This window comes from Nocardiopsis sp. NPDC055879, assembly GCF_053615935.1.
Genome location: NZ_JBSHCT010000028.1, coordinates 38,285 through 62,406 on the forward strand (window position 1 = coordinate 38,285; position 24,122 = coordinate 62,406).

The window sequence follows — 24,122 nt, forward strand, 5'->3', positions numbered from 1 at the left end:
CACATCCCACAACAATGGCGTTGGTGCGTCTCCCCCTGGCCCCCCCTGCCCCGGGCTGTGGTTTGGGGCCCCGCGCGGTGGGGGGCCCACGAAACCCGGGAGATCAGCTCCAGAGGGACTCGGGGGAACGCACCTCGACCGGACCGATCCCGGCCTTGGTGAGGGGTTCGCGGAGACTGTCGGCGTCACCGACCACCACCACGACCGATTCCTCCGGGTGGAGGTGCTCGACCGCGGCGCTGTTCAGGTCCTGCGCGGTGAGCTTCTCGTAGCCGGCCCGCACCCGGTCGACGTGGTCGTCGGGCAGGTCGTGCACGACGATGTCCACCAGGGCGCCGGCGACCGCGCGAGCGGTGGAGAAGGCGACCGGGAGCCCCACGGTGTTGGACTCGCGGACGGTGGTCAGCTCGTCCTCGGTGACCCCGCCCTCGCGCAGCTTCCGAACCTGCTCGAAGGTGGAGGTGACCGAGTGCGCGGTGGTGCTCGCCTCCACCTGGGTGCTCATGAAGAAGACACCGCTGTCGCGGCGCAGGTCGAAGCGGCTGCCCGCGCCGTAGGTGTAGCCCAACCGCTCGCGCAGCTCCATGTTGAGGCGGGAGGTGAACATTCCGCCCAGGACCTCGCTGATGCCCTCCACGCGCGGCAGGTCCACCTGCGAACGCGAGGGGGCCCGGTGCGCGACCACCAGGGCGGACTGCACCGACCCGGGACGGTCCACGATGAGGACCCGGGGCAGTTCGCCGGGCGGCGGCGCGGGCTCGGTGATCAGGCGCTCGGGGGTGGCGGCGGCGTCGCCGAAGACGCCGCGACCCAGCTCCTCCAGGTCGACCCCGGCCAGGTCACCGACGACCACGAGGGTACCGGCGACCGAGGCGAGGGACTCGGCGTGGAAGGCGGCCACCCGCTCGGGGGTGACGTCGGCGAGCTTGACCGGGCCGCCCGCCAGCGGGGTGGCGTAGCGGCCGCTGAACAACTGGCCACCGAGGCTGCGCATGGCCAGGGTGGACGCGGAGGCGGCCTCCAGCCAGAAGCGCTCCAGGAGTTGTTCACGGCGTCGGAGGATGTCGTCGGGGTTCAGCGCTGGGCGGCGCACCGCGTCGGTGAACAGGCGGACGGCCTCGCCGAGGCGGTTGGTCGGCGCGTCCAGGCCGGTGATGAAACCGTCCCAGTTGACGCGGGAGATCCACTCGGCACCGTAGCGCTCCAGTGCGGGCGCCAGCGAGCTGTTGCCGTCGGGGCCGTCTTCGAGGACCTCACTGGTCAGGGCGCCGACGCCCATGGCGTCGAGGGGTTCGACCGCACCGCCCGCCGGGTGGATGAGGCGGAGCGAGGCCAGCTGCTGGCCGGGCAGGTCCACGGCGACGACCGTGCCGTTGCCGACACGGATGCGCTGGGGCTTGGGAAAGGTGTAGGACGCGGCGGCACCGAGGTCCGGACGGGTCTGCTGCATGCTGCGGCTCTTTCTGTGGCTGGGAACGACGGGGCCTGCGGTCACGAACGGGAAGCGTCGGCTTCTGCCCCGGATTCGGGGTCGAACCGCACGACCAGCATGTTCTCGTCGACCAGGAGGCGCGCGGCGGCGGCACGGACCTCTTCGGCGGTGATGTCGGCCCAGCGCTGCGGCCAGGTGTAGGCGAGCTCGGGGTCGCCGAACAACTGCGTGCAAGCACCGATGGTGTCGGCCAGGCCGGAGGGGCCGGAGATGTGGTGCAGGTGCTCGCGCTCCAGGACGGCGCGGGCCCGGTCGAGCTCCTCGTCGCTCACCCCGTCGGCGAGCTTGGCGATCTCCTCGCGGATGGCCTTCTCCAGCACGTCGCCGTCGACGTTCTCGCGGGCGAGCATGTTCACCAGCAGCAGGCTGTCGGTGTAGCGGAACGGCAGGATGTCCGCGGCGCCACCGCCGTCGTCCGCGGCGATGGGGCGGTCCACGACCAGCGAACGGTACAGGCGGCTGCCCTGGCCTTGTCCCAGGACCGCGGCGGCCAGCTGGGCGGCGTCGTGCTCGCGTTCACCGTAGGCGGGCACCCGGAAGCCGATGAAGACACCGGCGGCGGGGACGGTCTCGGTGACCGCGTCGCCCACCGGGCCGCCCAGCCCACCGGTCAGGGTGGAGTCGGGGACCTCGGGGATCTCCTCGCGGGCCGGGATGTGACCGAAGAACTTCTCCACCCGGGCCAGGACGTCGGCGGTGTCCAGGTCGCTGACGATGGTCAGGACACAGTTGTCCGGGCCGTAGTGCAGCTTGTGGAAGGACTTGACGTAGTCCAGGTCCGCGGCGTCCAGGTCGGCCATAGATCCGATGGTCGGATGATGGTAGGGGTGTCCCTCCGGGTAGGCCAGGCGCAGGATGCGCTCCAGCGCGGTGCCATAGGGCTGGTTCTCGTAGCGCTGGCGGCGCTCGTTCTTGACCACGTCGCGCTGGTTGTCCAGGACCTCCTGGGTCATGCCCTCGCGCAGGGTGGCCAGACGGTCGGCCTCCAGCCACAGGATCAGGTCCAGGGCGTGGGTGGGGACCGTCTCGAAGTAGTTGGTGCGGTCGGTGGACGTGGAGGCGTTGATGTCGCCGCCGAGCCGCTCGACCGCGTCGAAGTGGTCACCCTTGTCGGTGTTTCCGGTTCCCTGGAACATCAGGTGCTCGAACAGGTGGGCGAACCCCGTGCGCCCGGGCACCTCGTGGCGCGAACCCACGCCGTACCAAAGGTTGACCGCGGCGACCTGACCGGTGGAGGCCGGAGCGGTCACAAGACGCAAACCGTTGTCCAGCGTGTACTGCTCGACCCGCCCGGACGTTCCCATGGTGGTCACCTGCGCATGCACCCCATCAAATCGCGTTGACTGCTTCAGCGAATACGAGCCTATGGCCTCAAGGCACCCTCAGGACACGAGGTTCGGGCAATCCGTAGGGGTTTTCGTCGCCCTCGCCGACCGATACCGGGAAGGGCGTGACACCGGTGACGGCCGGATGGTCACCGAAGCGAAGCGGAGGCGCTGGAGGACACGGCCTCAGGAGTTCGCGCGGTAGGCGGTGGTGTCCATCGACGCGGCGATCTCGTCGTAGAGGGCGTCGTACTGGGCGTCGACGGACCACACGTAGAGCATCACGTCGCTCTCGGGCAGGAACCACATGCGCACCTCGAAGTTGTCGCCGTTGGCGCAGGTGACGCTCCAGATCGAGTGGTGGGACTTGAGACCGTCGGCGTGCTCGAAGACGTTGCCGCTGCCGTTGGCCAGGGTCGCCTCGTCCACGCCGATGTTGCCCGAGCCCGCGGTGTTGAGGCTGCGGCAGCCGTCGGTGTTGTCCGCCCAGCCGTCGTCGTCGTAGAAGGCGTCGTCCTTCTTGGGCCAGCTCTGGGGGTGGTCGGCGGCCTGCTCGGGAACCAACCGGACCGAACCGTAGGCGCAGGCGCTCTGCCCGGGCGGGGTCAGGCACACCTGGCCGCCCTCGTTCTGGACCTCCCAGTCGTCGGGGGCCTCGATCTTCACCCCGGCGACCTCGACGTTCTCGAAACCCTCCGGGCCGGGCGGGTCGATCGCGGGCATCATGCCGCTCTCGCCACGCTCCAGTTCGACCTCCTCGGGCCCCCCGGAGCCACAGGCGCCGAGGGTCAACAGTGCCACCGCCGCGATCGCGGCGCCCTGGACGCCCCTTCTCGCACGTCGCCGCACCTGGTCCTTCGCGCCCGTCATGGTGTCCCGCCCTTCTCTGTGGTCTCCGCCGTGTGGGGTCCTCGTCGGCTCGGAGCAAGGTCGACCCTAGCGCTATCCACAGGCTCGACGCACAGTGGAACCGTCGCGACTACCCTGGGCCCATGGTGGACCTCGCGAAGATCACTGAGCCCTTGTCCCTCAACCGTTTCGGCCCTCGACCCCAGGGTCCTCTGGTCCTGGAACTGGATCTGACGGAAGGGGTGGTCGACGAGTCTCCCGGCGACCCCCTGAGCCAGATCATGAACCGACGCAAACAGCAGTACCTGGAGGTACTGGAGGGTATCCGCCGCGGTGCGCGCGACCCGCGGGTGGGTGCGCTCGTCGTGCGGGTGGACGCGCGTTCCCTCGGCCCGGCCAAGGTCCAGGAGCTGCGCGACACCGTCGCCGACTTCCGCGCCACCGGAAAGCCCGCGGTGGCCTGGGCTGACACCTTCGGCGAGGCCAGTGACGGCAACCTCCCCTACTACCTGGCGACCGCCTTCACCCGGATCGTCCTGTCCCCCACCGGCCTGGTGGGGTTGAACGGCCTGATGTCGCGGGCCACGTTCTACAAGGGCGCCCTGGACAAACTCGACGTGAGGTTCGAGGCCGGTGCCCGCCACGAGTACAAGAACGCCATCAACTCCTTCACCCAGACCGGGTACACCGACCCGCACCGTGAGGCGGTCGGTCGGATCATCGAGTCCATGAACGACCAGATCGTCGAGGCGGTCGCCAAGAGTCGCGGTCTCACCGACAAGCGGGTGCGCGAGCTCGTCGACACCGCGCCGATCCTGGCGAAGGAGGCGCTGGAGGCCGGGCTGGTGGACCGGCTCGCCTACCGGAACGAGGTCTACGACGACCTGCTGAAGGAGGTTCGGGGCGAGGAGGAGAAGTCGCCCGAGCCCGTCCTGCGGTTCGTCGTGCGCTACCACCGCGGGCACGTCACCCCGCCCAAGCCCAAGTTCGTCGCCGATGACGCGCACATCGCCCTGATCTCCGCCACCGGTGGCATCACCCTGGGCAAGAGCCGCCGTTCCCCGCTGGGCGGCGCCGTGATGGGATCGGACACCGTCTGCGCGGCGTTCCGGGCCGCCCGCCAGGACCCCCGGGTCAAAGCCGTGGTGTTCCGGGTGGACAGCGGCGGTGGTTCGGCCATCGCCTCGGACCTGATCCGTCACGAGAGTCAGCTGACCCGTGAGGCCGGCAAGCCGGTCATCACGACGATGGGCGACGTCGCCGGTTCCGGCGGCTACTACGTGGCCCTGGGGTCGGACGCGATCGTGGCCCAGCCCGCCACCATCACCGGTTCCATCGGCGTGCTCACCGGCAAGCCGGTCCTGGGCGCCCTCAAGGAACGCTTCGGCATCACCTCGGACTCGGTGCGCCAGGGCGCGCACGCCGCGATGTTCGACTCCGAGAAGGGCTTCAGCGAGTCCGAGTGGGAACGGATCAACCTCCTGCTGGACAGCATCTACGACGACTTCGTCACCAAGGTGGCCGCCGCCCGCGGAAAGACCTGGGACGAGATCCACGAGGTCGCCAGGGGCCGGATCTGGACCGGCGCCGACGCCAAGGAGCGCGGCCTGGTCGACGAGCTGGGCGGTGTGGCGACGGCGGTGCGGCTGGCCAGGGACAAGGCCGGGGCCGGTGCGCTGCCGGTGCGTTCGTTCCCGCGCACCCACCCGTTGGACCGGTTGCGTCCGCACGAGTCCAGTGAGGACATGGCCACGGAGCCGCAGACCGTTCTGAGCGCCTGGGGTCCGCTGGAGCACGTGGCGGCCCGACTGGGTCTGCCCACCGCCGGCCCCCTGAGCATGCCCGGGACGTGGGAGATCCGTTGAGCGTGGACGGTGGCGCCTACTTGGGCGCCATGGCGATGTTGCCGACCGGGGTGACGGTGGTGACCATCGCGGACGGACGTGACGACATCGGGGCGACGGTGAGCGCCCTGGTGTCGGTGTCGGTGGACCCCCCGGTGGTCATGTTGAGCGTGGACTCGGAGGGGTACGTGGCCGAGGTCGTGGCGGAGGTGGGCGCGTTCGCGGTGAGCGTGCTCTCGGCCGACCAGCGCGCCCTGGCCGGCCGGTTCTCCGCCGAGGGCCGCCCCAGCGCCCGTCTGTTGGTGTCGGGGCAGCCGCACCATCGGGGCGAGCACACCAGGGCGATCGTGTTGGACGAGGCCCTGTCGGCCCTGGAGTGCTCGGTGCGGAAGAAGGTGGAGGTCGGCGACCACACGGTGTTCTTCGCCGACGTGGTGGGCCTGCCGGAGGTGGGCACGGACCGCCCCGGCCCCGCGATGGTGCGTTGGGGCGGGCGCTACCACTCGGTGAAGCCCTGAGCGTCGACCACGGTCGACGGCGGGCGGGGGCGGGCGGCCCCGCCCGCCGTTCGTTCACTCGGTGGCGACCAGGGCCCGGAAGTGGGCGGTCAGGTGCTCGGGGTCCGGAGTGAGACCGGTGATCAGCGCGAAGGCGTCACCGGCCTGGTGGACCGCCATCCCGCCGCCGTCCAGGGTCGCGCAACCGCGTTCGGTGGCGGCCGATAGCAACGCGGTGCGCAGCGGCCGGTAGACCACGTCGGCCACCCATACCCCGGGATGCAGAAGTCCCGGGTCCAGGGGCAGCCCGGGGTGGTCGGCCATCCCGGTGGGGGTGGCGTGGACCAACCCGTCGGCCTCGATCGGCCCGACCCGCAGGTCCGCCGGTTCCGTCGTCCCGACCTCCGCTTCGGGGAACACCCCGGACAGTCGTTCGACCAGGGCGGTCGCGTTCGCGGCCGACGTGTCCACCACGGTCAGTCGCCGGGTGCCGGTCCGCAGCAGGGCGTAGGCCACGGCCGCGCCGGCGCCCCCCGCCCCCAGCAGGACGACCCGCTCCCTGGGGGCTTGGGGAAGGCCGTGGCGCAGTGCCGTGGCGAACCCCGACCAGTCGGTGTTGTGCCCGACGGCCCCCTCCGACCCGAAGACCACGGTGTTCACCGCGCCCAGGGCGGCGGCCTCCGCGGAGAGACCGTCCAGGAAGGGCAACACCAGCCGTTTGCACGGGTGGGTGATGTTGAGCCCGTCGAACCCCAGGCGTCGCGCCGACTCCACCAGTTCGCCCACGGACTCCGGGGCCAGCCGCAACCGGTCGATGTCGATGGTCCGATAGACCAGACGGCGCCCGAGCCTGGCGGCCTCCCGTTCATGCATGGACGGGGTGAGCGAAGGCCCGATCCCCGCACCGATCAACCCGGCCAGGAAGGACCGCTCCCGCACGTCGTCGCTCATCCCCGTCAGCACCCGGCCTCCGACCGTTGCGCGGCCATGCGCACGGCGCTGTTGGCGGACCCGTACCCGTCGTATCCACCGATCCGCTGGACCACCTCGAAGAACAGGCGCCCGTCGACGGTGGCGGTGTAGAAGTGCCAGAACTCGCCGTCGTCGTCCCGATCGTAGAGGACGCCGTTCTCCCGCATGCGCTCACGCGTGTCGGGGCGCAGGTCGGTACGGCAGGCGAGGTCGTCGTAGTAGTTGTCGGGGATCGGCAGGGGCTCCACACCGGCGGCGCGCATCGTCTCGGCGACCGCGAAGACGTCGTCACAGGACAAGGCCAGGTGTTGGGCTCCCCCTTCGGCGCCGCCATCGGGTCCTCGCCCCAGGACCGACACGTTGAGGACCACACGCGGTCCCGTGCCCCGGCCGGCCAGGGCGCGGCTGCGCACCAGCCCGTCCGGCGCGGCCATCTCGACGTTCTCCTCGGGGGTCAGCCCGAACAGGGAACGGTAGAACAGCGATGCCTCGTCGAAGTGGTCGAACGGTTGGAACAGGCCGACGTGGTCGATGTGGGCCGCCCCGGAGGACGTCCCCTCGACCCGGTCATGGAGCGCGGGCGCCGAGAAGTCCGCGGTCCAGTCCGGCCCGCCCTCCCCCTCCGCGCAGAAGAACACCGCGGTGCCGTCCGGGGCGGCGACCGCGTGCAACTCCGACTCGGCCGGGTCCCGGCGACGGGGCAGCGCCGGGGCCAGCAGTCGACCGGCCCGCTCCACCGCCCCTTCCGGGTCGGGTACGGCCACGCCCAACGCGGTCACGGACGCCGCTCCGCCCCAGGTGTGCCCCAGCCTGGGATCGGTGGAGTTGAGCAGGACGCGCGCGTCACCGTGGCGCCACAGCTGGACGGGTTTGGAACGGTGGTCGTGGGTGTGCGCGAAGCCCAACGCCGACAGGATCGTGCGCACCCGCCCCGCCGACGCGGCCCCGGCGGCGACCTCCACGAACGCGTACCCGGAGGGACGGACGGGTGCGGGGAGGCGGGACGGCTCCACCTTCGGGCGCGGCCCATCCGGGTCGCGTCCCAGCGAGTCCTCCAACAGGGACAGCGAGCGCATGGCGTCGGCCGCGGTGCGCCGCGCGTCCGAGGCACGGAACACGTCGTTGAAGACCTCCAGGGACAGCGGTCCGGTGTACCCGGCGGCCAGGACGTGGTCGGTGAACGCGGTCAGGTCGAACCCGCCCTGCCCGGGGAAGCACCGATAATGCCTGCTCCACTGGAGCACGTCCATGGCCATCCGGGGGGCGTCCGCGAGCTGCAGGAAGAAGATCTTCTCCCCGGGGATGTCTCGGATCCCCGCCGGGTCGTCGTCCCTGGACAGGATGTGGAAGCTGTCCAGGCACACCCCCAGGGAAGGGTGGTCGGCCATCTCCACGATCCGCCAGGAGTGCGCGTACCGGTTCACCGCCCCACCCCAGGCCAGTGCCTCGTAGGCGACCCGGATCCCGTAGCGTTCGGCGGTCTCGGCCAGTCGCCGCAGCTGGGCGGCGGACCGGGCGTCGTCGTCCACGACGTCCGGTGAGGCGTTGGAGCAGACCAGGATGGTGTCCGCGCCCAGCTCCACCATGAGGGAGAACTTGGCCTCGGCGCGGCGCAGGTTCGCCTCCACCCGGTCATCGGCCACCCCCTCGAAGTCCCGGAACGGTTGGTACAGATCGGTCCCGAGGCCGAGCGACGCCACCAGGTCACGGATCTCGCGTGGCCTCAGCGGCGAGGAGATCAGGTCGTTCTCGAAGATCTCGACGCCGTCGAACCCGGCGCCGGCGGCGGCCCGGAGCTTCTCCTCCAGGGTTCCGCTCAACGAAACCGTGGCGATGGAACGCCTCATGGGTGTTCCCTGCCTTTCTTCTCGTGCTCGTGTACGGACCCCGCGGGTCAGGATCCGGCGTGCAGGGACTCGTAGAGCTCGTGCTGCTCGGCGTCGAGGTTGTCGGCGAAGTAGGCGCGGACCTGCTCACGGAAGGCGTCGACGTCCACGTCGTCGACGACCTCGATGGTGCCGTTGTCGGCCCAGTCCTGGACGATCTCGGCCTCGGCCTCCTCGACGCAGGCGCGGTTCTCCTCACGGACCTCACTGACCGACGTTTGCAGGGCGTCCTGCTGGGACTCGTCGAGCCCCTCCCAGTTCTCACCCGAGACGACGATCATCTGGGAGCCCACCTGGTGACCGGAGAGACTGATGTGGCTCTGGACCTCGTCGAAGCTGTCCGCGGACACGGTGGGGATCGGGTTCTCCTGGCCGTCCGCGGTGCCCTGTTGCAGGGCGAGGTAGACCTCCTCGAACGCGACGGTGGTGGGCGTGGCCCCCATGGCCTCGGCGTTGGCCAGGTAGATCGGGGAGTCGGGGAAGCGCATCCTCAGTCCGTCGAGGTCGTCGGGGGTGCGGATCGGCTGGTTGGCGGTGAAGTGACGGTCGCCGAAGTACCAGACGTCGAGGATCTTGACCCCGGTGGTCTCCTCGAAGTCGCTCTTGAGCGCGGTGGAGTCCTCGGAGTCGAAGTAGTCGAACATCTGGTCGACGTCGTCGAAGGCGTAGGCGGCGTCCAGAATGCCGATGGGCTCGTGGGCCGAGCCGAGCGCGGCCGAACCCTGCACGTCCATGTCGATGTCGCCCGACATCACGGACGCGAACGTCTCGGTGTTGTCGCCGAGTTGGCTGTTGGGGAAGGTGTCGACGGCGAGCCCGACCCCGGCCTCCTCGACGCGTTCGGCGACCAGGTCGATGCCGCAGCGGGTATGGGGGTGATCGTTCGTGTAGCTGTTGGCGAAGGACAGGGTGACGTCGGCGTCGGAGTCGCCGGAGCCGCCGCAGGCGGTAAGACCGAGGGCGAGGGCCGGAACGAGGACGGTCCAGCGGTGGGGGTGTCGCATGGGGTACTCCCTGGTTTCGGTGTGCGGGGTCAAAGGCCCAGGTACCTGGGCAGGAACAGGACGAGGTCCGGGGCGACGGTGAGCAGGCCCAGCACCACCAGCAGCGGGACGAGGAAGGGCCCGGTACCGCGGAAGACCTCGTGCATCGGAGTGCGGGTGGCCGAGCCCAGGACGAACAGGACCCCGCCGATCGGTGGTGTGAGCAGGCCGATCATGAGGTTGACGATGACGATCACCCCGAAGTGGACGGGGTCCACGCCGAACTGCACGGCGATGGGCAGCAGCACGGGCACGGTGATCATCAGGGCGGCGATGGGTTCCAGCACGGTGCCGATGAGGATGAGCACCACGTTGACCAGGACGAGGAAGACGATCGGGTTCTCGGTGAGGCCCAGGAGGAAGGACGCGATGTCCTGCGGGACGCGTTCACGCGCCAAGACCCAGCCGAGCAGACCCGACGCCGCCAGGACGATCGCGATCGACGCGGTCGTCGTGGCGGTCTCCACGATGATCCGCCACAGCGAGCGCGGGTCGAGCCGTCGGTAGAGGAAGCCGAGGGCCAGCACGTAGGCGGCACCGACGGCGGCGGCCTCGGTCGGGGTAAAGAAGCCGCCCAGGATGCCGCCGAGCAGGATCACCGGGGCGCCCAGCGGCCCGATGACCCTCAGGGTGGCGGTGCGCGCCTCGGCGAAGGTGGGTTTCTCCCCCACCAGTTCGGGGCGTTTGCGCCCCCACAGGTAGACGGCCAGGGCCAGCCCCGCCGCCACGAGGAAGGCGGGCACGACCGCGGCCGCGAACAGCGCCGCGGTGGAGACCGCCGCCACCGAGGCGTAGACGATCGCCGGAATGCTGGGCGGCATGATCGGGCTGATCAGACTGGAGGCCGCGGTGAGTCCGAGGGCGAAGCGGCGCGAGTAGCCGCGCTCGGTCATCGCGGGCACCTGCATCTTGCCCATGCCGGCGACGTCGGCGAGCGCGGTGCCGCTGACCCAGGAGAACCCGACGCTGACACCGATGTTGACGTAGCCGAGCCCGGCGCGCACCCGACCCAGGAGGACCTGGGCGAAGGCGAAGATGCGATCGGCGATGCCGGTGTGGTTGGCGGCGACGCCGACCATGATGAACAGGGGGATGGCGAGCAGGGGGAAGCTGTTGATCTCCTGTGCCGCGGTGCGCAGGGCCAGGCCACTGGACTGTCCGGTGGAGGCCATGTACACCAGGCAGGGCGCGAGGATGGCGAAGGCGATCGGGACGCGCACCGCCAGCAGCACGACGATCCCCAGGAGGACGAGTCCGGCGCTCATCGGGTGGGCTCCTCGGGGGTGTCGGCGGGTGCGGTCGGGGGCACTTCGGGTTCGGGCGGTCCGGGAAGGAGGACCGCGTTGAGCAGGGCGCGCAGCGCGGCCAGGGCCAGTCCGACCATCGGGATGACGTACGTCCAGGTCAGCGGGATTTCGAGGACCGGGGTGGTCTGGGGTGAGGGCCCGAAGACCTGGTCGGCGGCGCCCAGGGCGAAGGAGAAGCAGGTGGCGGCCACGACGAGGTTGGCCAGGATCCACACCGCGCGCATCACCCACCCCTTGGCGACGAAGTCGACGAGCTTGAGGGTGATGTGGTCGTCGCGGCCCACCAGGTATCCGGCCAGGGAGAAGGCCAGCCACACCAACCCGAAACGGGCGAGTTCGCCGACCCAGACCCAGCCGTCCATCGGCAGGTGGCGTTGGGACGCCTGGACGAGCATCAACGCGAAGATCATGAGGAGCAGGAGGCCACCGACGAGCAGCTCGGCGGCCTCCAGCCACCGAATCGTCGCCGGACGCGAGTGGGGTGGCTCGCCTCCGTCGTTCCTGAGGGGGTCGGTCATCCGGAAGGCTCCAGTCCCAACGTCGGAGGGGCGCATCAGCACAGGTCAGACCCCTGAGTGACCGGGGTCTCATTTCGTTTTCGTGAACTCTAGGTTTCCTCCGAGAGGAATGGCAAGCGATTGCCAAAAGTTGCCATCGGCCCTACAAATGGGGACATGAGTCCCGCCAAGCGCAGCACCGTCTACGACGTCGCGGCGGAGGCCGGGGTAGCCGCCTCCACGGTCTCCCGCGCCTTCAGCAACCCGCGGCGGGTCAACGCCGCCACCCGCGAGCACGTCCTCACCGTCGCCGAACGGCTCGGTTACCGGCCCAACCCCCTGGCCAGCGCGTTGCAGTCGGGGCGTACCGCCACCGTCGCGCTGTTGGTCCCCGACATCACCAACCCGCACTTCTTCGGCACCATCCGAGGCGCGGAGCGGCGGGCCAACGCCTCGGGGCTGACCTTCATACTCAGCAACACCGAGGAGTCCGGCGACAATGAACGCCGCCAGATCGAACGTCTGGAACTCTCGGTGGACGGGTTCGTGCTGGCGGCGGGCCGCATGAGCGAGCGGACCACGGTGGAACTGGCCCGGGAGCACAACCTGGCCCTGGTCAACCGGCGGATCGAGGGGCTGCCCGGCGCGACCGTGGACGACGGGTCCGGCAGCCGACAGATCGTGGAACACCTGGCCTCGCTCGGGCACCGATCCCTGGTCTACCTCAGCGGACCCAAGGAGTCCTGGCACGCGGCCGAACGGTGGCGGGCGCTGAGCGCGATGGCGGGCCGGCGTGGGCTGCGCGCCACCCGCCTGGGCCCGTTCTCACCCAGGATGGAGAGCGGGGCGGCCGCCGCCGACGCGGCCCTGGTGGACGGAGCGACCGCGTTGGTGGCGCACAACGACCTGCTCGCCATCGGTGTGCTGCGACGGCTGGCCGAACGGGGCCTGGACGTGCCGCGCGAACGCAGTGTGGTGGGCTACGACGACATCTTCGGCGCCGACCTTTGCGTGCCGGCGCTCACGACACTGGCGGGACCGCACGAGGAGGCGGGCCGCATGGCGGTGGAACTGCTGTTGGAGCGGGTCACCCGGCCGGGCACCCCGCCCCGACAGGTGGTACTGCCCGCGCACCTGGTGGTACGCGGCTCCACTGGACCGGCCCCGGGGTGAGGACTCAGGCCAGGCCCTGCTCCCGCAGCCACTCCTGGGCGACGTCGGCCGCGTTCTCGTTGTCGACGACGATCCGCTTGTTGAGCTCGGTCAGCTCCTCGGTGGTGAGGGTGCCCGACACCTCGTCGATGATCCCCCGGGCGGTCTCGTCGACCTGCTCGGAGTTGATCAGCGGGGTGACGTTCTGCGCGCCGAAGAGGTTCTCGGGGTCCTCCAGGACCACGAACCCCTCCTCCACGATCTGCGGATCGGTGGTGAACAGGTTGGCGGCCTGGATGTCGTCGTCGGTGAGCGCCTTGGTGAGCAGGGCGACCTCCAGCGAACGGAACTCGCCGAACTCCACCCCGTACACCGATTCCAGGCCCATGACCCCCTGCTGTCGGGTCTCGAACTCCGGCGGCCCGCCCAGCACCAACTCGTCCGCCACGTCGGCGAGATCGGGGAGGGCCGCCAGGTCGTACTCGTCCGCGATCTCCCGGGTGACGGTCACCGAGTCCTTGTTCTCCGCCTCGGAGGAGGCCAGGATCTCCAGGCCCTCGGGCAGAGCCTCCTCCAGCAGGGTGTTGGTCTCCTCCGAGTCGGCGCTGGGCGCCTCGTCGTCCAGGTAGGCCAGGATCGCGCCGTTGTACTCGGGGAAGAGCGAGAGCGCCCCCGCCTCGATCTGGTCGTAGTACACCTCGCGGCTGCCGATGTTGAGCTGGTAGTCCACCGGCACCCCCTCGGCCTCCAGCGCACGACCGTAGACCTCGGCGAGCAGGGTGCTCTCGGGGAAGTCCGCGGACCCGACGACGATGGCGTCACCGCCCTCGCCGCCCTCGGCGTCACCACCCTCCTCGAAGGGATCGCTGCCACCGCAAGCGCTCAGGAGAAGCACGAGGGGGAGCCCGGTCAGGGCGAGTTTCTTGCTCATGTCAGATGCCTCTTTTCGGATCAGCGTTCGGCGGCGGCCTCGGCCCGCAACCCCGGGGCGACGAGGAGACGCCGCAGCCCGGCGAACAGGAGTGTGGTGACCACGGCCAACCCCACCACCAGGACGGAGCCGCCCAGCAGCATGGAAAGGTCTTGGCGGGCCTGCCCGTCCACGATGTAGCGGCCCAGACCGCCCACGCCCACGTAGGCGGCGATGGTGGCCGTGGCGACGACCTGCACGGCCGCGGTGCGCATCCCCAGGAGGATGAGGGGGGTCGCCACCGGCAGTTCGAGTTTGAACAGGACCTCGCGACCGCGCATGCCCATGCCCATGGCGGCGTCCCTCAGCCGGGGGTCCACCCCCCGCACCCCCTCGTGGGTGTTGACGAGGATGGGCGGGACGGCGAGGGCGACCAGCGCGCACACCACCGGGACCAGACCGATCCCGGCCAGCAGCACGATGAGGAACAGCACGCCGATGGTGGGCAGGGCGCGGGCGAAGTTGGCGAGGCTGGTGGTGAGGAACCCGCCGACGCCGGTGTGCCCTGTGAACAGCCCCACCGGTACGGCGATGGCGGTGGAAAGCAGCAGCCCGAGCAGCGAATAGTAGACGTGTTCACCGAGTCGCACGGGGATGCCGGCGGACCCGGTCCACTGGGCGGGGTCGCTGAACCACTCGACCAACAGGGTCAGGACGTTCACGGCGACTCCCTGTGGTCGGAAACGGTGCCGGAGCCGACCGCGGCGTCGCCGCCGGCGGCCGCCGCCTCGGCGCGGGCCGCCCGCTTGCGGGCGAGCCGACCCTTGCCGGCGTGCGCCCACGGGGTGAGCAACCGCTGGGCGATGACCAGGACCGCGTCGGTGACCAGCGCGAGCGCCACCGTGAGGACGATGCCCACGACGATGGGGGCGTCGAACTGGCGGCGGAAACCCTCACTGACGATCAGCTGTCCCAGCCCGCCCAGTCCCACCAGGGAGGCGACGCTGACCATGCTGATGGTGGCCACGGAGGCCACCCGCAACCCGGCGATGATCACCGGGACCGCCACCGGCACCTCCACGAACACCAGACGACGCAACGGTCCGAAACCCATGGCGACGGCGGCCTGGCGCACGTGCTCGGGTACCTGACGCAGCCCGTCCACCACGTTGGGCAGCAGGATCACCAGGGTGTACAGGGCCAGCGGGATGATCGCCGTCCAGTCGCTGAACCCGGTGTAGGGCAGCATCAGGAAGAACAGGGCGATGGAGGGCACCGAGTACAGGACGTTCACCCCGGTGAGCACCGGCGGGTAGACCGGTCTCCAACGCACACAGGCCAGGCCCAGCGGCAGCGCGATGGCCAGGCCGATGAGGATGGACACGTACGACAGACGCATGTGCTCCAGCAACCGGGCCAGGATGCCGCGGTCCGGCTCTCCCGGATGGCTCCAGTCGGCGACCGCCCAATCGACGATCCCGCCGACCCAGTCGTAGGCCGCGATCATTCGCTCACCGACCAGATCGCGGTGCCCAGGTCGTCCTGGGAGACCACGCCCAGGACCGCCCCATCGGTGTCCACGCCCACCGCCCGACCGGCGGGCGAGAGGACCGCGGCGTCCAGCGCGGCGCGCAGGGAGTCGGTGGCGACGTTGAAGATGTGCCCGTAGGGCGTGAGCCCCAACGACCCCAGGGTGACCCCGGCCGGGGATTCGTTGAGCTGACGCGCGCTCACCCAGCCCAGGGGCGAGCGCCCCTCGTCCACCACCAGTGCCCAGGGTTCACCGTCGGAGACGACGGCGTCACGGGCCCGTTCCACCCGGTCCTCGGCGTCGAAGACCACGTCCTGGCGCAGTGTGAGAGAGCCGGCGGGGAAGAAGGACAGGCGACGCACCCCGCGGTCGTAACCGACGAACGACTCCACGAAGTCGTCGACCGGTTCGGCGAGGAGCCGCTCGGGGGTGTCGTACTGGGCGAGCGTCCCACCAGGGCGGAAGACGGCGATCCGATCTCCCAGACGCACGGCCTCGTCGATGTCGTGGGTGACGAACACGATCGTCTTGTGCAGTTCCTGCTGCAACCGCAGCAGTTCGTCCTGCAGGCTCGTGCGCACCACCGGGTCGACCGCGCTGAAGGGTTCGTCCATGAGCAGCACCGGTGGGTCGGCGGCCAGCGCGCGGGCGACCCCCACCCTTTGCTGTTGGCCGCCGGAGAGCTGGTGGGGATAGCGCTTGGCCTGGGAGCGTTCGAGCCCGACCAGTTCCATGAGCTCGGTCGCCCTGGCCCTGGCCTTGGAGCGGCGCCAACCCAGCAGCAACGGGACGGTGGCGATGTTGTCCAGGATGGTGCGATGCGGGAAGAGCCCGGCCTGTTGGATGACGTAGCCGATGGACCGGCGCAGCTTCGCGGGGTCCTGTTGACGAATGTCCACGTCGTCGACCCGGATGGTCCCCCTGGTGGGTTCGACCATGCGGTTGATCATCCGCAGCGAGGTGGTCTTGCCGCTGCCGGAAGGACCGACGAAGACCGTGGTCCGTCCGGTCTCCAGGGTCAGATCCAGCTCATCGACGGCGACGGTGCCGTCGGGGTAGATCTTGGCGGCGCCCTCGAACGTGATCATGGGCTCTCCTTCGGGGGCGGGGCGATGCCGACCGGCGGCGGTGCCGGGGGGGGCGGCGGCCGGTCCGAGACCGTAGCGACGTTACCCGAGCACACTGTGGACAAACCGCTGCGACGCGGCCCGTGACCGAATCGCGCCCGTGTCCTCCATCTCCCGTTTCGGTGGTCAGCCCGCGTTCCGGGCGGCCCATCGGGCGAGCTGGTGGAGGTCGTCGGCGATCACGTCGGCTCGTCGCGCCCGCGGGTCGGCCGCGTGCCGGTAGCCGTAGATGCCCCGGCGCAGCAGGGCCGTGCTCATGCCGGCCGCCCGCGCCGGCAGCACGTCGTTGTCGACCCTGTCGCCGACGTAGAGGATCTCGCTCGGCGCGATGTCGGGGACGTTCTCGCGCACCAGGTCCAGGGTGCGGTCGAAGAACTCGGGGTGGGGCTTGGCCACGCCCCAAACGTCGGAGATGCCGATGCCGTCCACCGGCAGGTCCATCGCCGCCAGCGCCGCACCGGCCTCGACCGGCTGGTTGCCCGCGATGACCAGGCCCAGCCCGGCCTCGCGCATGGTGTCGAGGGCCGGGCGTACGTCCGGGTACAGGTCGCCCTCACCGAAGTGCTCGCGTTCGCCCTCGGGGTCCTCCTCGCGCCATCGGGCGCTCTCGGCCGCCAGGTCGAATCCTGGGACCAGCAGACGGAAACCGTCCGTGAGGGTGCCCCCGGAGGCGATGACGCCGCCGATGGTGCCGAAGAAAGCCATGTGCGGAACCCCGAAACGGTCCGCCCAGCGCGCGAAGATGCGCGTCTCGTCGATCAGGGTCTCGCCGACGTCGAACACCACAGTACGAATTGCCACGATCAGGGAGTGTACCCAGAACGGGACCTAGGCCTGGCCGGGCGGGCGCAGGACGGCGAAGGCGTCGGTCACCTCCATCTCGCGGGTCCGGAACCGGAACAACGCCGCCGGACGGCCGCCCGAACGACCCGACGGCACCGAACGCCCCGTCTCCTCGATCTGCCCTCGGCGCAGCAACACCCGGCGCAGGTTGGTGGCGGCCACGTCGTGGCCGAGCGCGGCCCGGTAGTAGCCGGACAGCTCCGACATGGTGAACTCGGGTGGAGCCAACGCGAAACCGACGTTGGTGTAGCCGAGCTTGGAGCGCAGGCGCCGCCGCCCCGAACGCACGATCGAAGCGTGGTCGAAGGCCATCGGGGGCAGGCCGGAGGCCGGATGCCAGTCGGTGTCGTCGGGCACGACCGGGTCGATGTCCGCGGGGACCAGACCCAGGTAGGCGGTGGCCAGCGTGCGCCGCTGCGGGTCGCGTCGGGGTTCGCTGCGCGTCTCCAGTTGTTCGAGGTGACTCAGGTCACGAACGTCGACCTTCTGGGCGAGTTGTCGTCGGATCGAGGCGCCCAGGTCCTCCTCCGCTCCGAGTCTGCCCCCGGGCAGGGCCCACTCCCCCTCACAGGGCGGTAGGGCCCGTCGCCACAGCAGGACGCACACTTCGCCCGCGCGGATCTGGAGGACGACCGCTAGCGCCTCGTGCGCCGAGAGCGTGGCCTGTCCGTTTACCTCCGAGATATCCACCCTGTCCCTTCCGTTCTCGGTCATGTTAAGCTGCAACAGGTTTGTGCCTGCCAGACGAAAACCTGGTATCCACACCGCCCTCCCACGGCACGGCGCCCGCACGCCGAGCCCACAGCCTCGAGGAAGTAGTAGGACATGGCAACGGTCACCGCGACGGCGGACACCATGACCAGGCAGGAATGGGCCGCCGAGGTCCGCCGCCTGGCGGAGGAGCGCGACGCTGTCATCCTCGCGCACAACTACCAGCGCCCTGAAATCCAGGACGTGGCCCACCACACCGGTGACTCACTGGCCCTGTCCCGCCTCGCGGCGAGCGTCGACGCGAGCACCATCGTGTTCTGCGGCGTGCACTTCATGGCCGAGACCGCCAAGATCCTCGCGCCGGAGAAGACCATCCTGCTGCCCGACCCCAACGCGGGCTGCTCGCTGGCCGACACCATCACCGCCGAGGACGTGCGGAACTGGAAGGCCCAGCACCCGGGCGCGGTCGTGGTCGCCTACGTCAACACCACCGCGGCGGTCAAGGCCGAGACCGACATCTGCTGTACCTCCTCCAACGCCGCCGACGTCATCAGGTCCATCCCGGAGGATCGGGAGATCCTCTTCCTCCCCGACCAGTTCCTGGGCGCCCACGTCAAGCGGGTCACCGGTCGCGACAACATCCACGTGTGGATGGGCGAGTGCCACGTGCACGCCGGTATCGACGGTCACACCCTGCGCGAACGCGTGGCGGCCGAGCCCGACGCCGAGGTCTACGTGCACCCCGAGTGCGGCTGCGCGACCTCCGCCCTCTACCTGGTCGGTAGCGGCGCCGTCCCCGAGGACCGGGTCAAGGTCCTGTCCACCGGCGGCATGCTCACCGCCGCGGAGAACACCAGCGCCGCCAAGGTCCTCATCGCCACCGAGACCGGCATGCTGCACCAGCTGCGCAACGTCAACTCGAACACGGAGTTCGAGGCGGTCAACTCCCGCGCCGAGTGCCATTACATGAAGATGATCGACGCGGACAAGCTGCTGAACTCGTTGCGCCACGGCACCACCGAGATCACGGTCGACCCCGAGACCTCCGAGCGCGCCCGCCGTTCGGTGGAACGCATGGTCGCGATCGGTCAGCCCTCGCGCGGCGGAGAGTGAGGACACACCCGCCCCCACGGGTCGGGTAACAGAAGTCTCACCTTCAGGACACAGCTGATCGATTCCCGCACGCCACGGTTCTCCCCTCGCTACCGTCACCACAGACAGCGGGGGGGGAATCGTGACCAGAGGTAACGAAAGAGACGAAGCGGCGGCACCGGTCGAGGAGCTCCACGACGCATACGCGCAGGCGCTCTACCGATACGCGTGGTCCCTGCTCGGTGGTGGCACCCCGGGCGATCCGGAGGACCCCGTCACCGAGGCCGTCCACGAAGGGCTCGTCGCCGGAGTGGTACTGGAGAGGAAGCTCCGCGACCCGGCCGATCGCGGCCCCTGGCTCTACGCCCTGGTGCGCGCCGCCTGCCAACGCCGCGGCTTCGCGCACACCTGTCCCTACACTCGGCTGGCCACCGTGCCCGCCGAGACCCCGGTCGCGCGCATGTTCTCCCGGTTGCCCGCCAGCCACCGCGAACTCGTCGAGCTGAACCTGCGCCACGCGCTGCCCTCCTCCGCGGTCGCCCGAGTACTCGGACTCGAACCGCGGATCTGTGACGAACTGTCCCGTTCGGCGATCCGTCGCGCCGCGGAGGGCCTGAACCGACTGCCCGGGCAGGACGATTCGGAGGACTCCGAGGAGAGCGCGACCCCCAACCGGCGCGACCAGATCCAACAGGTCTCCTCCGCGCTGGCCCTGCTCCGCCCGCCCGGGGCCCCGCCCGGACTACGCGAACGCGTCGTGCACACCTGCCTGGCCCCCGAGGCCGCCGAGGAACGCAAGCGGATCGCCGCCGCCTTGCAACCGCTCACCGAGGACGGTTACCCGGTCCACCGCGCCCGCGTCACCGGCGTCTTCGCGATCGAGGACGAGGGCGAGGAGGTGGACGAGACCCTGGTCCAGGCACCCCCCATCACTCCGCGTCCCCTGCCCGACGATCGGATCACCACCCGGGACCAACCGCTCCACGAGAACACGCGCGCGCCGCTGCCCACACCCGAGCGCAGGCGCTGGCCGCTGCCGGCCGTCTCCGGGCTGGCCACGGTGGCGGTGGCCCTGGGGTTGTGGTGGTGGGCCGGCATGGCGGGCGCTCCCCCGACCACGATCGACGCCGGCCCCGCCGAGACCGGCCGCGGCCACGACGGTTCCAAGGTGGAGACGGTCTCCACCGCCTCCGAGAACAAGCCCGGTGTCGACCCCTCGCCCGAGGTCGAGTCCACTCCCTCGGCTCCCTCCCCGGAGTCGACCACGGGCACCGCACCGGAATCGAACGGCCCCGAGGGCCCCGCCGATCCCGAGGACGGTCAAGGGCCCGAGGACGACCCTGGGCGGGATCCCGAACCGGAACCCGGCCACCCCGAGGCCCCGGAGGACGAGGACGACACCGCTCCGCCGGCGCCGCCCGCGGACGACGAGGCCCCCGAGGAGGAACCCGAGGGCGAGGAGCCGGGCGGTGGCTCCACAGGCCTGCTCGGTGGGCTGTTCGGGCTGTTCTTCGGCGAGGAGTGACCCGGGCGAGGATCAGAAGGAGACGAGGAGGCGTTCGGCGGTCACGTGCAGTCGCCGTTCGACCTCTTCCACGTCGCGCCGGCCCTTGAGCACCTCCACCAGCTCGAAGATCCACACGCTGGTCAGCGATCCGGCCAGGACGTACTCGATACCGTCCCGGTCCACCTCGTCCACGGAGGTGGTCTCCTCCACGGTGTCGGCGGGACGGGCCGCGACGAGGTTGCCGGTGGCCACCCGCCACACCAGGTCGGTGATGCGCACGTCCAGCTCGATCTTGACCTCGGCCATGATCAGCGAACGCACCAGCGCGTCGGCCAGCTCGGGCTCTCGCATGAGTCCGCGGGTGGCGCGCAACAGCACGTCGACGGCACGCCCCGCGGCGGTGTCGGCGGTGGGCGGCCGGCGGACGATACCGCCCTCCAGCAGGTCCAGCTCCTCGGTGACCACGGCCACGACCAGGTCCATCTTCGAGGGGAAGTAGCGATAGAGGGTGCCAAGGGCGACCCCGGCGCGCTCGGCCACCGAGCGCATCTGCATCGCCTCGACGCCGCCACGCACCGCCAGGGCGGCCGCGGTCTGGACGATACGTCGGCGACGCTGTGTCTGATTCCGCGTCATCGTTCCGATCGGTGCCTGCACCGCCACTGGGTCTCTCCCCTTCGTCATCGGTCCACCGCGAACGCGGTGGCCGAGAGCCGCCTCAAGGCCGGCGTGAGATCGCCGACCGTCATGAGAACACGTTATCTAACGCTTTCCCTCTCAGGCAGCCGTTCGAACCCATGATCCGCACCTCATCGCCCGACGTGGCAGAGGTAATACGAGATCGTGGTAGAGATTTTCGGGTCGATCGCCCGGCCAGGTAGAATATGTTCTACTTCGTCGAACACCTAGAGGCTGGACCGCAATCGTCCGGCTTTGGTCGCACTCCGCCCAAAAGTCCCAAGACCCCCTTCCCTAGAATCGAATGTGATTCGGTTTCCAGCGGAAAGGCCGTCCCACAATGCGCGAGGTTCCCCCGGTCGAGGACCTGGGCGAGGGGCTCTGGAGCATCCCGGTGCCCGTCCCCCACAACCCGATCGGCTTCACCTACGTCTACGTGCTCTCGACAACCGGTGGCCCCGTCCTCATCGACACCGGTTGGAACCACGACGACTCCTGGTCGGCCCTGGTCGACGGCCTGGCCCTGGCCGGTCACCGCGTCGACCAGGTCCGGGGCGCCGTCATCACCCACTTCCACGCGGACCACTCCGGCCTGACCGGCCGCCTACGCGAAGCCTCCGACGCCTGGATCGCCATGCACCCCCGGGACATCGCCATCCTGGCCAGGCAGGCGGGACACGGCCAGGAGGAAAGGGCCGCCACGATGATCGCGCAGATGACCCGCGCCGGGTTCCCCACCGAGGACATCGACGCCTTCCGCGCCTCCCCCACCGTCTTCCAGTCTCCCGCCACCCCCGACCTGGCCCTCCAGGACGGCGAGCGGGTCGACACGCCCGGCTCGGACCTGCGCGCCGTGTGGACACCCGGCCACACCCCCGGCCACCTGTGCCTGCACTTGGCCGACCGGGGCCTGCTGTTCACCGGCGACCACGTCCTGCCGCGCATCACCCCGCACGTGGGCCAGTTCCCCCTCGACGCCCCCGAGGGCGACCCACTCGGCGACTTCCTGGCCTCCCAGGCCCGCACCGGACGCCTGCCCGACGCCGAGCGACTGCTATGCCTTCCCTCACACGAGGAGCGCTTCACCGGGCTGCCCGAGCGCACACGAGCGATCACCGACCACCACGAGGAACGCCTGACCCGGATGGCGGAACTGCTCGACCGCGGCCCCACCACCCTGTGGGAACTCACCTCCGGCCTGGAGTGGCGGCGCCCCTGGGAGGACATGCGGATCCTGGCCCGGCACATGGCCGCCTCCGAGACCGCCGCGCACCTTCGCACCCTGGAGGAGCGCGGTCTGGCCAAGCGGGACGGTTCGACGGAGCTCCCCCGGTGGGCCACCACCACCTGAATCGACCACCCGGAATAGGATCCCCCTAGCCGAAGCCCGGCGCCGACCCCGAGTGAACTCGCGAGTAACATATGGGGGCGCCCAAACGGACCCGACGGCGGCCAAGGACGAACGGCGACTACCGGGCACGCGACCCAACGAAGAGGTGGACTCTTGACCCAGTCGGGCACAAGCACGGGACCGACCCCAAAGCCGTCCGGCGAACGCCGCCCCCTACGCGTCGCCCTCCTGTCGTACCGGAGCAAACAGCACGTGGGCGGACAGGGCGTCTACGTACGCCACCTGTCGCGCGAACTCGCCGCGCTCGGGCACCAGGTCACCGTCTTCTCCGGCCAGCCCTACCCGGTCCTGGACGAGGGCGTCACCCTGGAGAAACTCCCCTCCCTCGACCTGTACAACGACGCGAACCCCTTCGTCGCCCCACCCCTGCGCCAATGGCGCGACTGGATCGACGTCCTGGAGGTCGCCACCATGTGGACCGCCGGGTTCCCCGAACCGCTCACCTACTCGCTGCGCGCCAACCGCGAACTCCGCCGCCGCCTCGACGAGTTCGACGTCGTCCACGACAACCAGACCCTCGGCTGGGGCCTGCTCGGCATCAAGTCCGCCGGACTGCCCCTGGTCACCACCATCCACCACCCCATCAGCGTCGACCGCCGCATCGAGATCGCCGAGGCCAAGGGCCTACAGAAGCTCTCCAAGCGACGCTGGTACGGATTCGTGAAGATGCAGGCCCGCGTCGCCCGCCGCCTGGACCCCATCCTCGTACCCTCCCAGTCCTCCGCCGACGACATCACCCGTGAGTTCGGAGTCGACCCCACCGCCATGGAGGTCACCCCGCTGGGCGTGGACACCCGCTACTTCCACCCGCGCCCCGACGTGGAACGCACCCCCGGCCGCATCGTGTGCACCGCCAGCGCCGACAGCCCCCTCAAGGGCGTCACCGTCCTGCTGCGCGCCGCCGCCAAACTCGCCACCGAACGCGACGTCACCCTGACCATCGTCAGCAAGCCCCGGCCCGGCGGCCCCACCGACCGCCTCGTCGACGAACTCGGCCTGCGCGACCGCATCGAGTTCGTCAGCGGCATCGACGACGAGGAACTGGGCCGCCTCATCGCCGGCGCGCAGGTCGCCGTCGTCCCCTCCTTCTACGAGGGCTTCTCCCTGCCCGCCGTCGAGGCCATGGCCTGCGGCACCCCGCTCATCGCCAGCCACGCCGGCGCCCTGCCCGAGGTCGTCGGCACCGACGGCGACGCCGGCCGCCTCATCCCCCCGGGCGACCCCGACCTCCTCGCCGCCGAACTCGCCTCCCTGTTCGACGACGACGCCGAACGTGAGCGCATGAGCGCCGCCGCCTGGCGCCGCGTCCAGGAACGGTTCACCTGGAAGGCCGTCGCCGAGCTCACCGCGCAGCGCTACGCCTCCACCATCACCGCCGTCAAGGGGACCACCCCCGACGGGGACCACCGCCCCGCGCCCGTGCGGGCCCGCGCGAACGGCGCCTGACC

The 24,122-nt window shown here is 70.3% G+C and carries 22 protein-coding genes; 7 read left to right on the forward strand and 15 right to left on the reverse strand.

The genetic code is table 11. The features are described 5' to 3' along the window. Positions 1-103: 103 nt before the first annotated feature. The 3 genes from ACWGKS_RS25855 to ACWGKS_RS25865 all read right to left on the reverse strand — a co-directional run bounded on the left by ACWGKS_RS25855 (position 104) and on the right by ACWGKS_RS25865 (position 3,687). Positions 104-1,450, reverse strand: coding sequence for a M16 family metallopeptidase (locus tag ACWGKS_RS25855; protein ID WP_358516258.1), 1,347 nt, complete (start codon positions 1,448-1,450; stop codon positions 104-106). Between the two features lie 41 nt (positions 1,451-1,491). Beyond that, entirely contained in the window at positions 1,492-2,796 is a 1,305-nt protein-coding gene (locus ACWGKS_RS25860; RefSeq protein ID WP_358516255.1) for a M16 family metallopeptidase, read from the reverse strand. A gap of 207 nt (positions 2,797-3,003) precedes the next feature. Further along, positions 3,004-3,687, reverse strand: a complete 684-nt coding sequence (locus ACWGKS_RS25865) for a hypothetical protein (RefSeq protein WP_358516252.1) — start codon at positions 3,685-3,687, stop codon at positions 3,004-3,006. Between the two features lie 122 nt (positions 3,688-3,809). Here ACWGKS_RS25865 and ACWGKS_RS25870 point away from each other — a divergent pair, with 122 nt between their 5' ends. Together ACWGKS_RS25870 and ACWGKS_RS25875 are read left to right on the forward strand one after the other, a co-directional pair. After that, positions 3,810-5,531, forward strand: coding sequence for a S49 family peptidase (locus ACWGKS_RS25870; RefSeq protein WP_452524310.1), 1,722 nt, complete (start codon positions 3,810-3,812; stop codon positions 5,529-5,531). Next, on the forward strand, positions 5,528-6,028 hold the full coding sequence (locus ACWGKS_RS25875; RefSeq protein ID WP_358514391.1) for a flavin reductase family protein: 501 nt from the start codon (positions 5,528-5,530) through the stop codon (positions 6,026-6,028). The genes ACWGKS_RS25870 and ACWGKS_RS25875 overlap by 4 nt, the downstream gene beginning before the upstream one ends. Before the next feature lie 54 nt (positions 6,029-6,082). On the opposite strand, the gene ACWGKS_RS25880 is transcribed toward ACWGKS_RS25875, so the two are convergent. The 5 genes from ACWGKS_RS25880 to ACWGKS_RS25900 are packed head-to-tail and all read right to left on the reverse strand — an operon-like array spanning position 6,083 to position 11,733. Beyond that, a complete protein-coding gene (locus tag ACWGKS_RS25880; protein WP_358514393.1) occupies positions 6,083-6,958 on the reverse strand; it encodes a shikimate dehydrogenase in 876 nt (291 codons plus the stop codon). A 5-nt stretch (positions 6,959-6,963) separates the two neighbouring features. Beyond that, the gene (locus ACWGKS_RS25885) at positions 6,964-8,826 is read right to left on the reverse strand and encodes a bifunctional sugar phosphate isomerase/epimerase/4-hydroxyphenylpyruvate dioxygenase family protein (protein ID WP_358514395.1); all 1,863 of its coding nucleotides are present in this window, start codon (positions 8,824-8,826) and stop codon (positions 6,964-6,966) included. Between the two features lie 47 nt (positions 8,827-8,873). Beyond that, the gene (locus ACWGKS_RS25890) at positions 8,874-9,869 is read right to left on the reverse strand and encodes a DctP family TRAP transporter solute-binding subunit (protein ID WP_358514397.1); all 996 of its coding nucleotides are present in this window, start codon (positions 9,867-9,869) and stop codon (positions 8,874-8,876) included. A gap of 29 nt (positions 9,870-9,898) precedes the next feature. Further along, on the reverse strand, positions 9,899-11,173 hold the full coding sequence (locus tag ACWGKS_RS25895; RefSeq protein WP_358514399.1) for a TRAP transporter large permease: 1,275 nt from the start codon (positions 11,171-11,173) through the stop codon (positions 9,899-9,901). Next, complete coding sequence (locus ACWGKS_RS25900) at positions 11,170-11,733, reverse strand: TRAP transporter small permease (protein WP_358514401.1); 564 nt, start codon at positions 11,731-11,733, stop codon at positions 11,170-11,172. Before ACWGKS_RS25900 ends, ACWGKS_RS25895 begins: the two co-directional genes overlap by 4 nt. Positions 11,734-11,889: 156 nt before the next feature. Here ACWGKS_RS25900 and ACWGKS_RS25905 point away from each other — a divergent pair, with 156 nt between their 5' ends. Continuing rightward, entirely contained in the window at positions 11,890-12,885 is a 996-nt protein-coding gene (locus ACWGKS_RS25905) for a LacI family DNA-binding transcriptional regulator (RefSeq protein ID WP_358514403.1), read from the forward strand. Between the two features lie 4 nt (positions 12,886-12,889). Here the strand turns inward: ACWGKS_RS25905 and ACWGKS_RS25910 are convergent, their stop codons facing one another. The 6 genes from ACWGKS_RS25910 to ACWGKS_RS25935 all read right to left on the reverse strand — a co-directional run bounded on the left by ACWGKS_RS25910 (position 12,890) and on the right by ACWGKS_RS25935 (position 17,989). Continuing rightward, positions 12,890-13,795, reverse strand: a complete 906-nt coding sequence (locus ACWGKS_RS25910) for an ABC transporter substrate-binding protein (protein ID WP_358514405.1) — start codon at positions 13,793-13,795, stop codon at positions 12,890-12,892. Between the two features lie 20 nt (positions 13,796-13,815). Next, a complete protein-coding gene (locus tag ACWGKS_RS25915) occupies positions 13,816-14,496 on the reverse strand; it encodes an ABC transporter permease (protein WP_358514407.1) in 681 nt (226 codons plus the stop codon). Further along, positions 14,493-15,281, reverse strand: coding sequence for an ABC transporter permease (locus ACWGKS_RS25920; protein ID WP_358514409.1), 789 nt, complete (start codon positions 15,279-15,281; stop codon positions 14,493-14,495). The genes ACWGKS_RS25915 and ACWGKS_RS25920 overlap by 4 nt, the downstream gene beginning before the upstream one ends. After that, the gene (locus ACWGKS_RS25925) at positions 15,278-16,393 is read right to left on the reverse strand and encodes an ABC transporter ATP-binding protein (protein WP_358514411.1); all 1,116 of its coding nucleotides are present in this window, start codon (positions 16,391-16,393) and stop codon (positions 15,278-15,280) included. The genes ACWGKS_RS25920 and ACWGKS_RS25925 overlap by 4 nt, the downstream gene beginning before the upstream one ends. Positions 16,394-16,558: 165 nt before the next feature. Then, entirely contained in the window at positions 16,559-17,233 is a 675-nt protein-coding gene (locus ACWGKS_RS25930; protein ID WP_358514413.1) for an HAD family hydrolase, read from the reverse strand. Positions 17,234-17,260: 27 nt separating this feature from the next. After that, complete coding sequence (locus ACWGKS_RS25935; protein ID WP_358514415.1) at positions 17,261-17,989, reverse strand: NUDIX hydrolase; 729 nt, start codon at positions 17,987-17,989, stop codon at positions 17,261-17,263. Positions 17,990-18,100: 111 nt separating this feature from the next. On the opposite strand from ACWGKS_RS25935, the gene nadA reads away from it, so the two are divergent. Both nadA and ACWGKS_RS25945 read left to right on the forward strand, forming a co-directional pair. Further along, positions 18,101-19,099 (forward strand): quinolinate synthase NadA, encoded by a 999-nt coding sequence (gene nadA / locus ACWGKS_RS25940; RefSeq protein WP_358514417.1) that lies wholly within the window; start codon positions 18,101-18,103, stop codon positions 19,097-19,099. A 121-nt stretch (positions 19,100-19,220) separates the two neighbouring features. Next, on the forward strand, positions 19,221-20,603 hold the full coding sequence (locus ACWGKS_RS25945) for a sigma-70 family RNA polymerase sigma factor (RefSeq protein ID WP_358514419.1): 1,383 nt from the start codon (positions 19,221-19,223) through the stop codon (positions 20,601-20,603). A gap of 12 nt (positions 20,604-20,615) precedes the next feature. Here the strand turns inward: ACWGKS_RS25945 and ACWGKS_RS25950 are convergent, their stop codons facing one another. Continuing rightward, entirely contained in the window at positions 20,616-21,248 is a 633-nt protein-coding gene (locus ACWGKS_RS25950; protein WP_358514421.1) for a TetR family transcriptional regulator, read from the reverse strand. 355 nt (positions 21,249-21,603) lie between these two features. On the opposite strand from ACWGKS_RS25950, the gene ACWGKS_RS25955 reads away from it, so the two are divergent. After that, a complete protein-coding gene (locus ACWGKS_RS25955; RefSeq protein WP_358514423.1) occupies positions 21,604-22,614 on the forward strand; it encodes an MBL fold metallo-hydrolase in 1,011 nt (336 codons plus the stop codon). A gap of 153 nt (positions 22,615-22,767) precedes the next feature. Continuing rightward, positions 22,768-24,120 (forward strand): glycosyltransferase family 4 protein, encoded by a 1,353-nt coding sequence (locus ACWGKS_RS25960; RefSeq protein WP_358514425.1) that lies wholly within the window; start codon positions 22,768-22,770, stop codon positions 24,118-24,120. Positions 24,121-24,122: the final 2 nt, after the last annotated feature.

Excerpts from the sequence above, each read along its gene's own strand:
- ACWGKS_RS25895 (WP_358514399.1), bottom strand. The coding sequence starts at position 11,173 with ATGAGCGCCGGACTCGTCCTCCTGGGGATCGTCGTGCTGCTGGCGGTG.
- nadA (WP_358514417.1), top strand. The coding sequence starts at position 18,101 with ATGGCAACGGTCACCGCGACGGCGGACACCATGACCAGGCAGGAATGG.
- ACWGKS_RS25860 (WP_358516255.1), bottom strand. The coding sequence starts at position 2,796 with ATGGGAACGTCCGGGCGGGTCGAGCAGTACACGCTGGACAACGGTTTG.
- ACWGKS_RS25880 (WP_358514393.1), bottom strand. The coding sequence starts at position 6,958 with ATGAGCGACGACGTGCGGGAGCGGTCCTTCCTGGCCGGGTTGATCGGT.
- ACWGKS_RS25870 (WP_452524310.1), top strand. The coding sequence starts at position 3,810 with ATGGTGGACCTCGCGAAGATCACTGAGCCCTTGTCCCTCAACCGTTTC.
- ACWGKS_RS25925 (WP_358514411.1), bottom strand. The coding sequence starts at position 16,393 with ATGATCACGTTCGAGGGCGCCGCCAAGATCTACCCCGACGGCACCGTC.
- ACWGKS_RS25865 (WP_358516252.1), bottom strand. The coding sequence starts at position 3,687 with ATGACGGGCGCGAAGGACCAGGTGCGGCGACGTGCGAGAAGGGGCGTC.
- ACWGKS_RS25910 (WP_358514405.1), bottom strand. The coding sequence starts at position 13,795 with ATGAGCAAGAAACTCGCCCTGACCGGGCTCCCCCTCGTGCTTCTCCTG.
- ACWGKS_RS25920 (WP_358514409.1), bottom strand. The coding sequence starts at position 15,281 with ATGATCGCGGCCTACGACTGGGTCGGCGGGATCGTCGATTGGGCGGTC.
- ACWGKS_RS25905 (WP_358514403.1), top strand. The coding sequence starts at position 11,890 with ATGAGTCCCGCCAAGCGCAGCACCGTCTACGACGTCGCGGCGGAGGCC.
- ACWGKS_RS25955 (WP_358514423.1), top strand. The coding sequence starts at position 21,604 with ATGCGCGAGGTTCCCCCGGTCGAGGACCTGGGCGAGGGGCTCTGGAGC.
- ACWGKS_RS25885 (WP_358514395.1), bottom strand. The coding sequence starts at position 8,826 with ATGAGGCGTTCCATCGCCACGGTTTCGTTGAGCGGAACCCTGGAGGAG.
- ACWGKS_RS25855 (WP_358516258.1), bottom strand. The coding sequence starts at position 1,450 with ATGCAGCAGACCCGTCCGGACCTCGGTGCCGCCGCGTCCTACACCTTT.
- ACWGKS_RS25900 (WP_358514401.1), bottom strand. The coding sequence starts at position 11,733 with ATGACCGACCCCCTCAGGAACGACGGAGGCGAGCCACCCCACTCGCGT.
- ACWGKS_RS25935 (WP_358514415.1), bottom strand. The coding sequence starts at position 17,989 with ATGACCGAGAACGGAAGGGACAGGGTGGATATCTCGGAGGTAAACGGA.
- ACWGKS_RS25890 (WP_358514397.1), bottom strand. The coding sequence starts at position 9,869 with ATGCGACACCCCCACCGCTGGACCGTCCTCGTTCCGGCCCTCGCCCTC.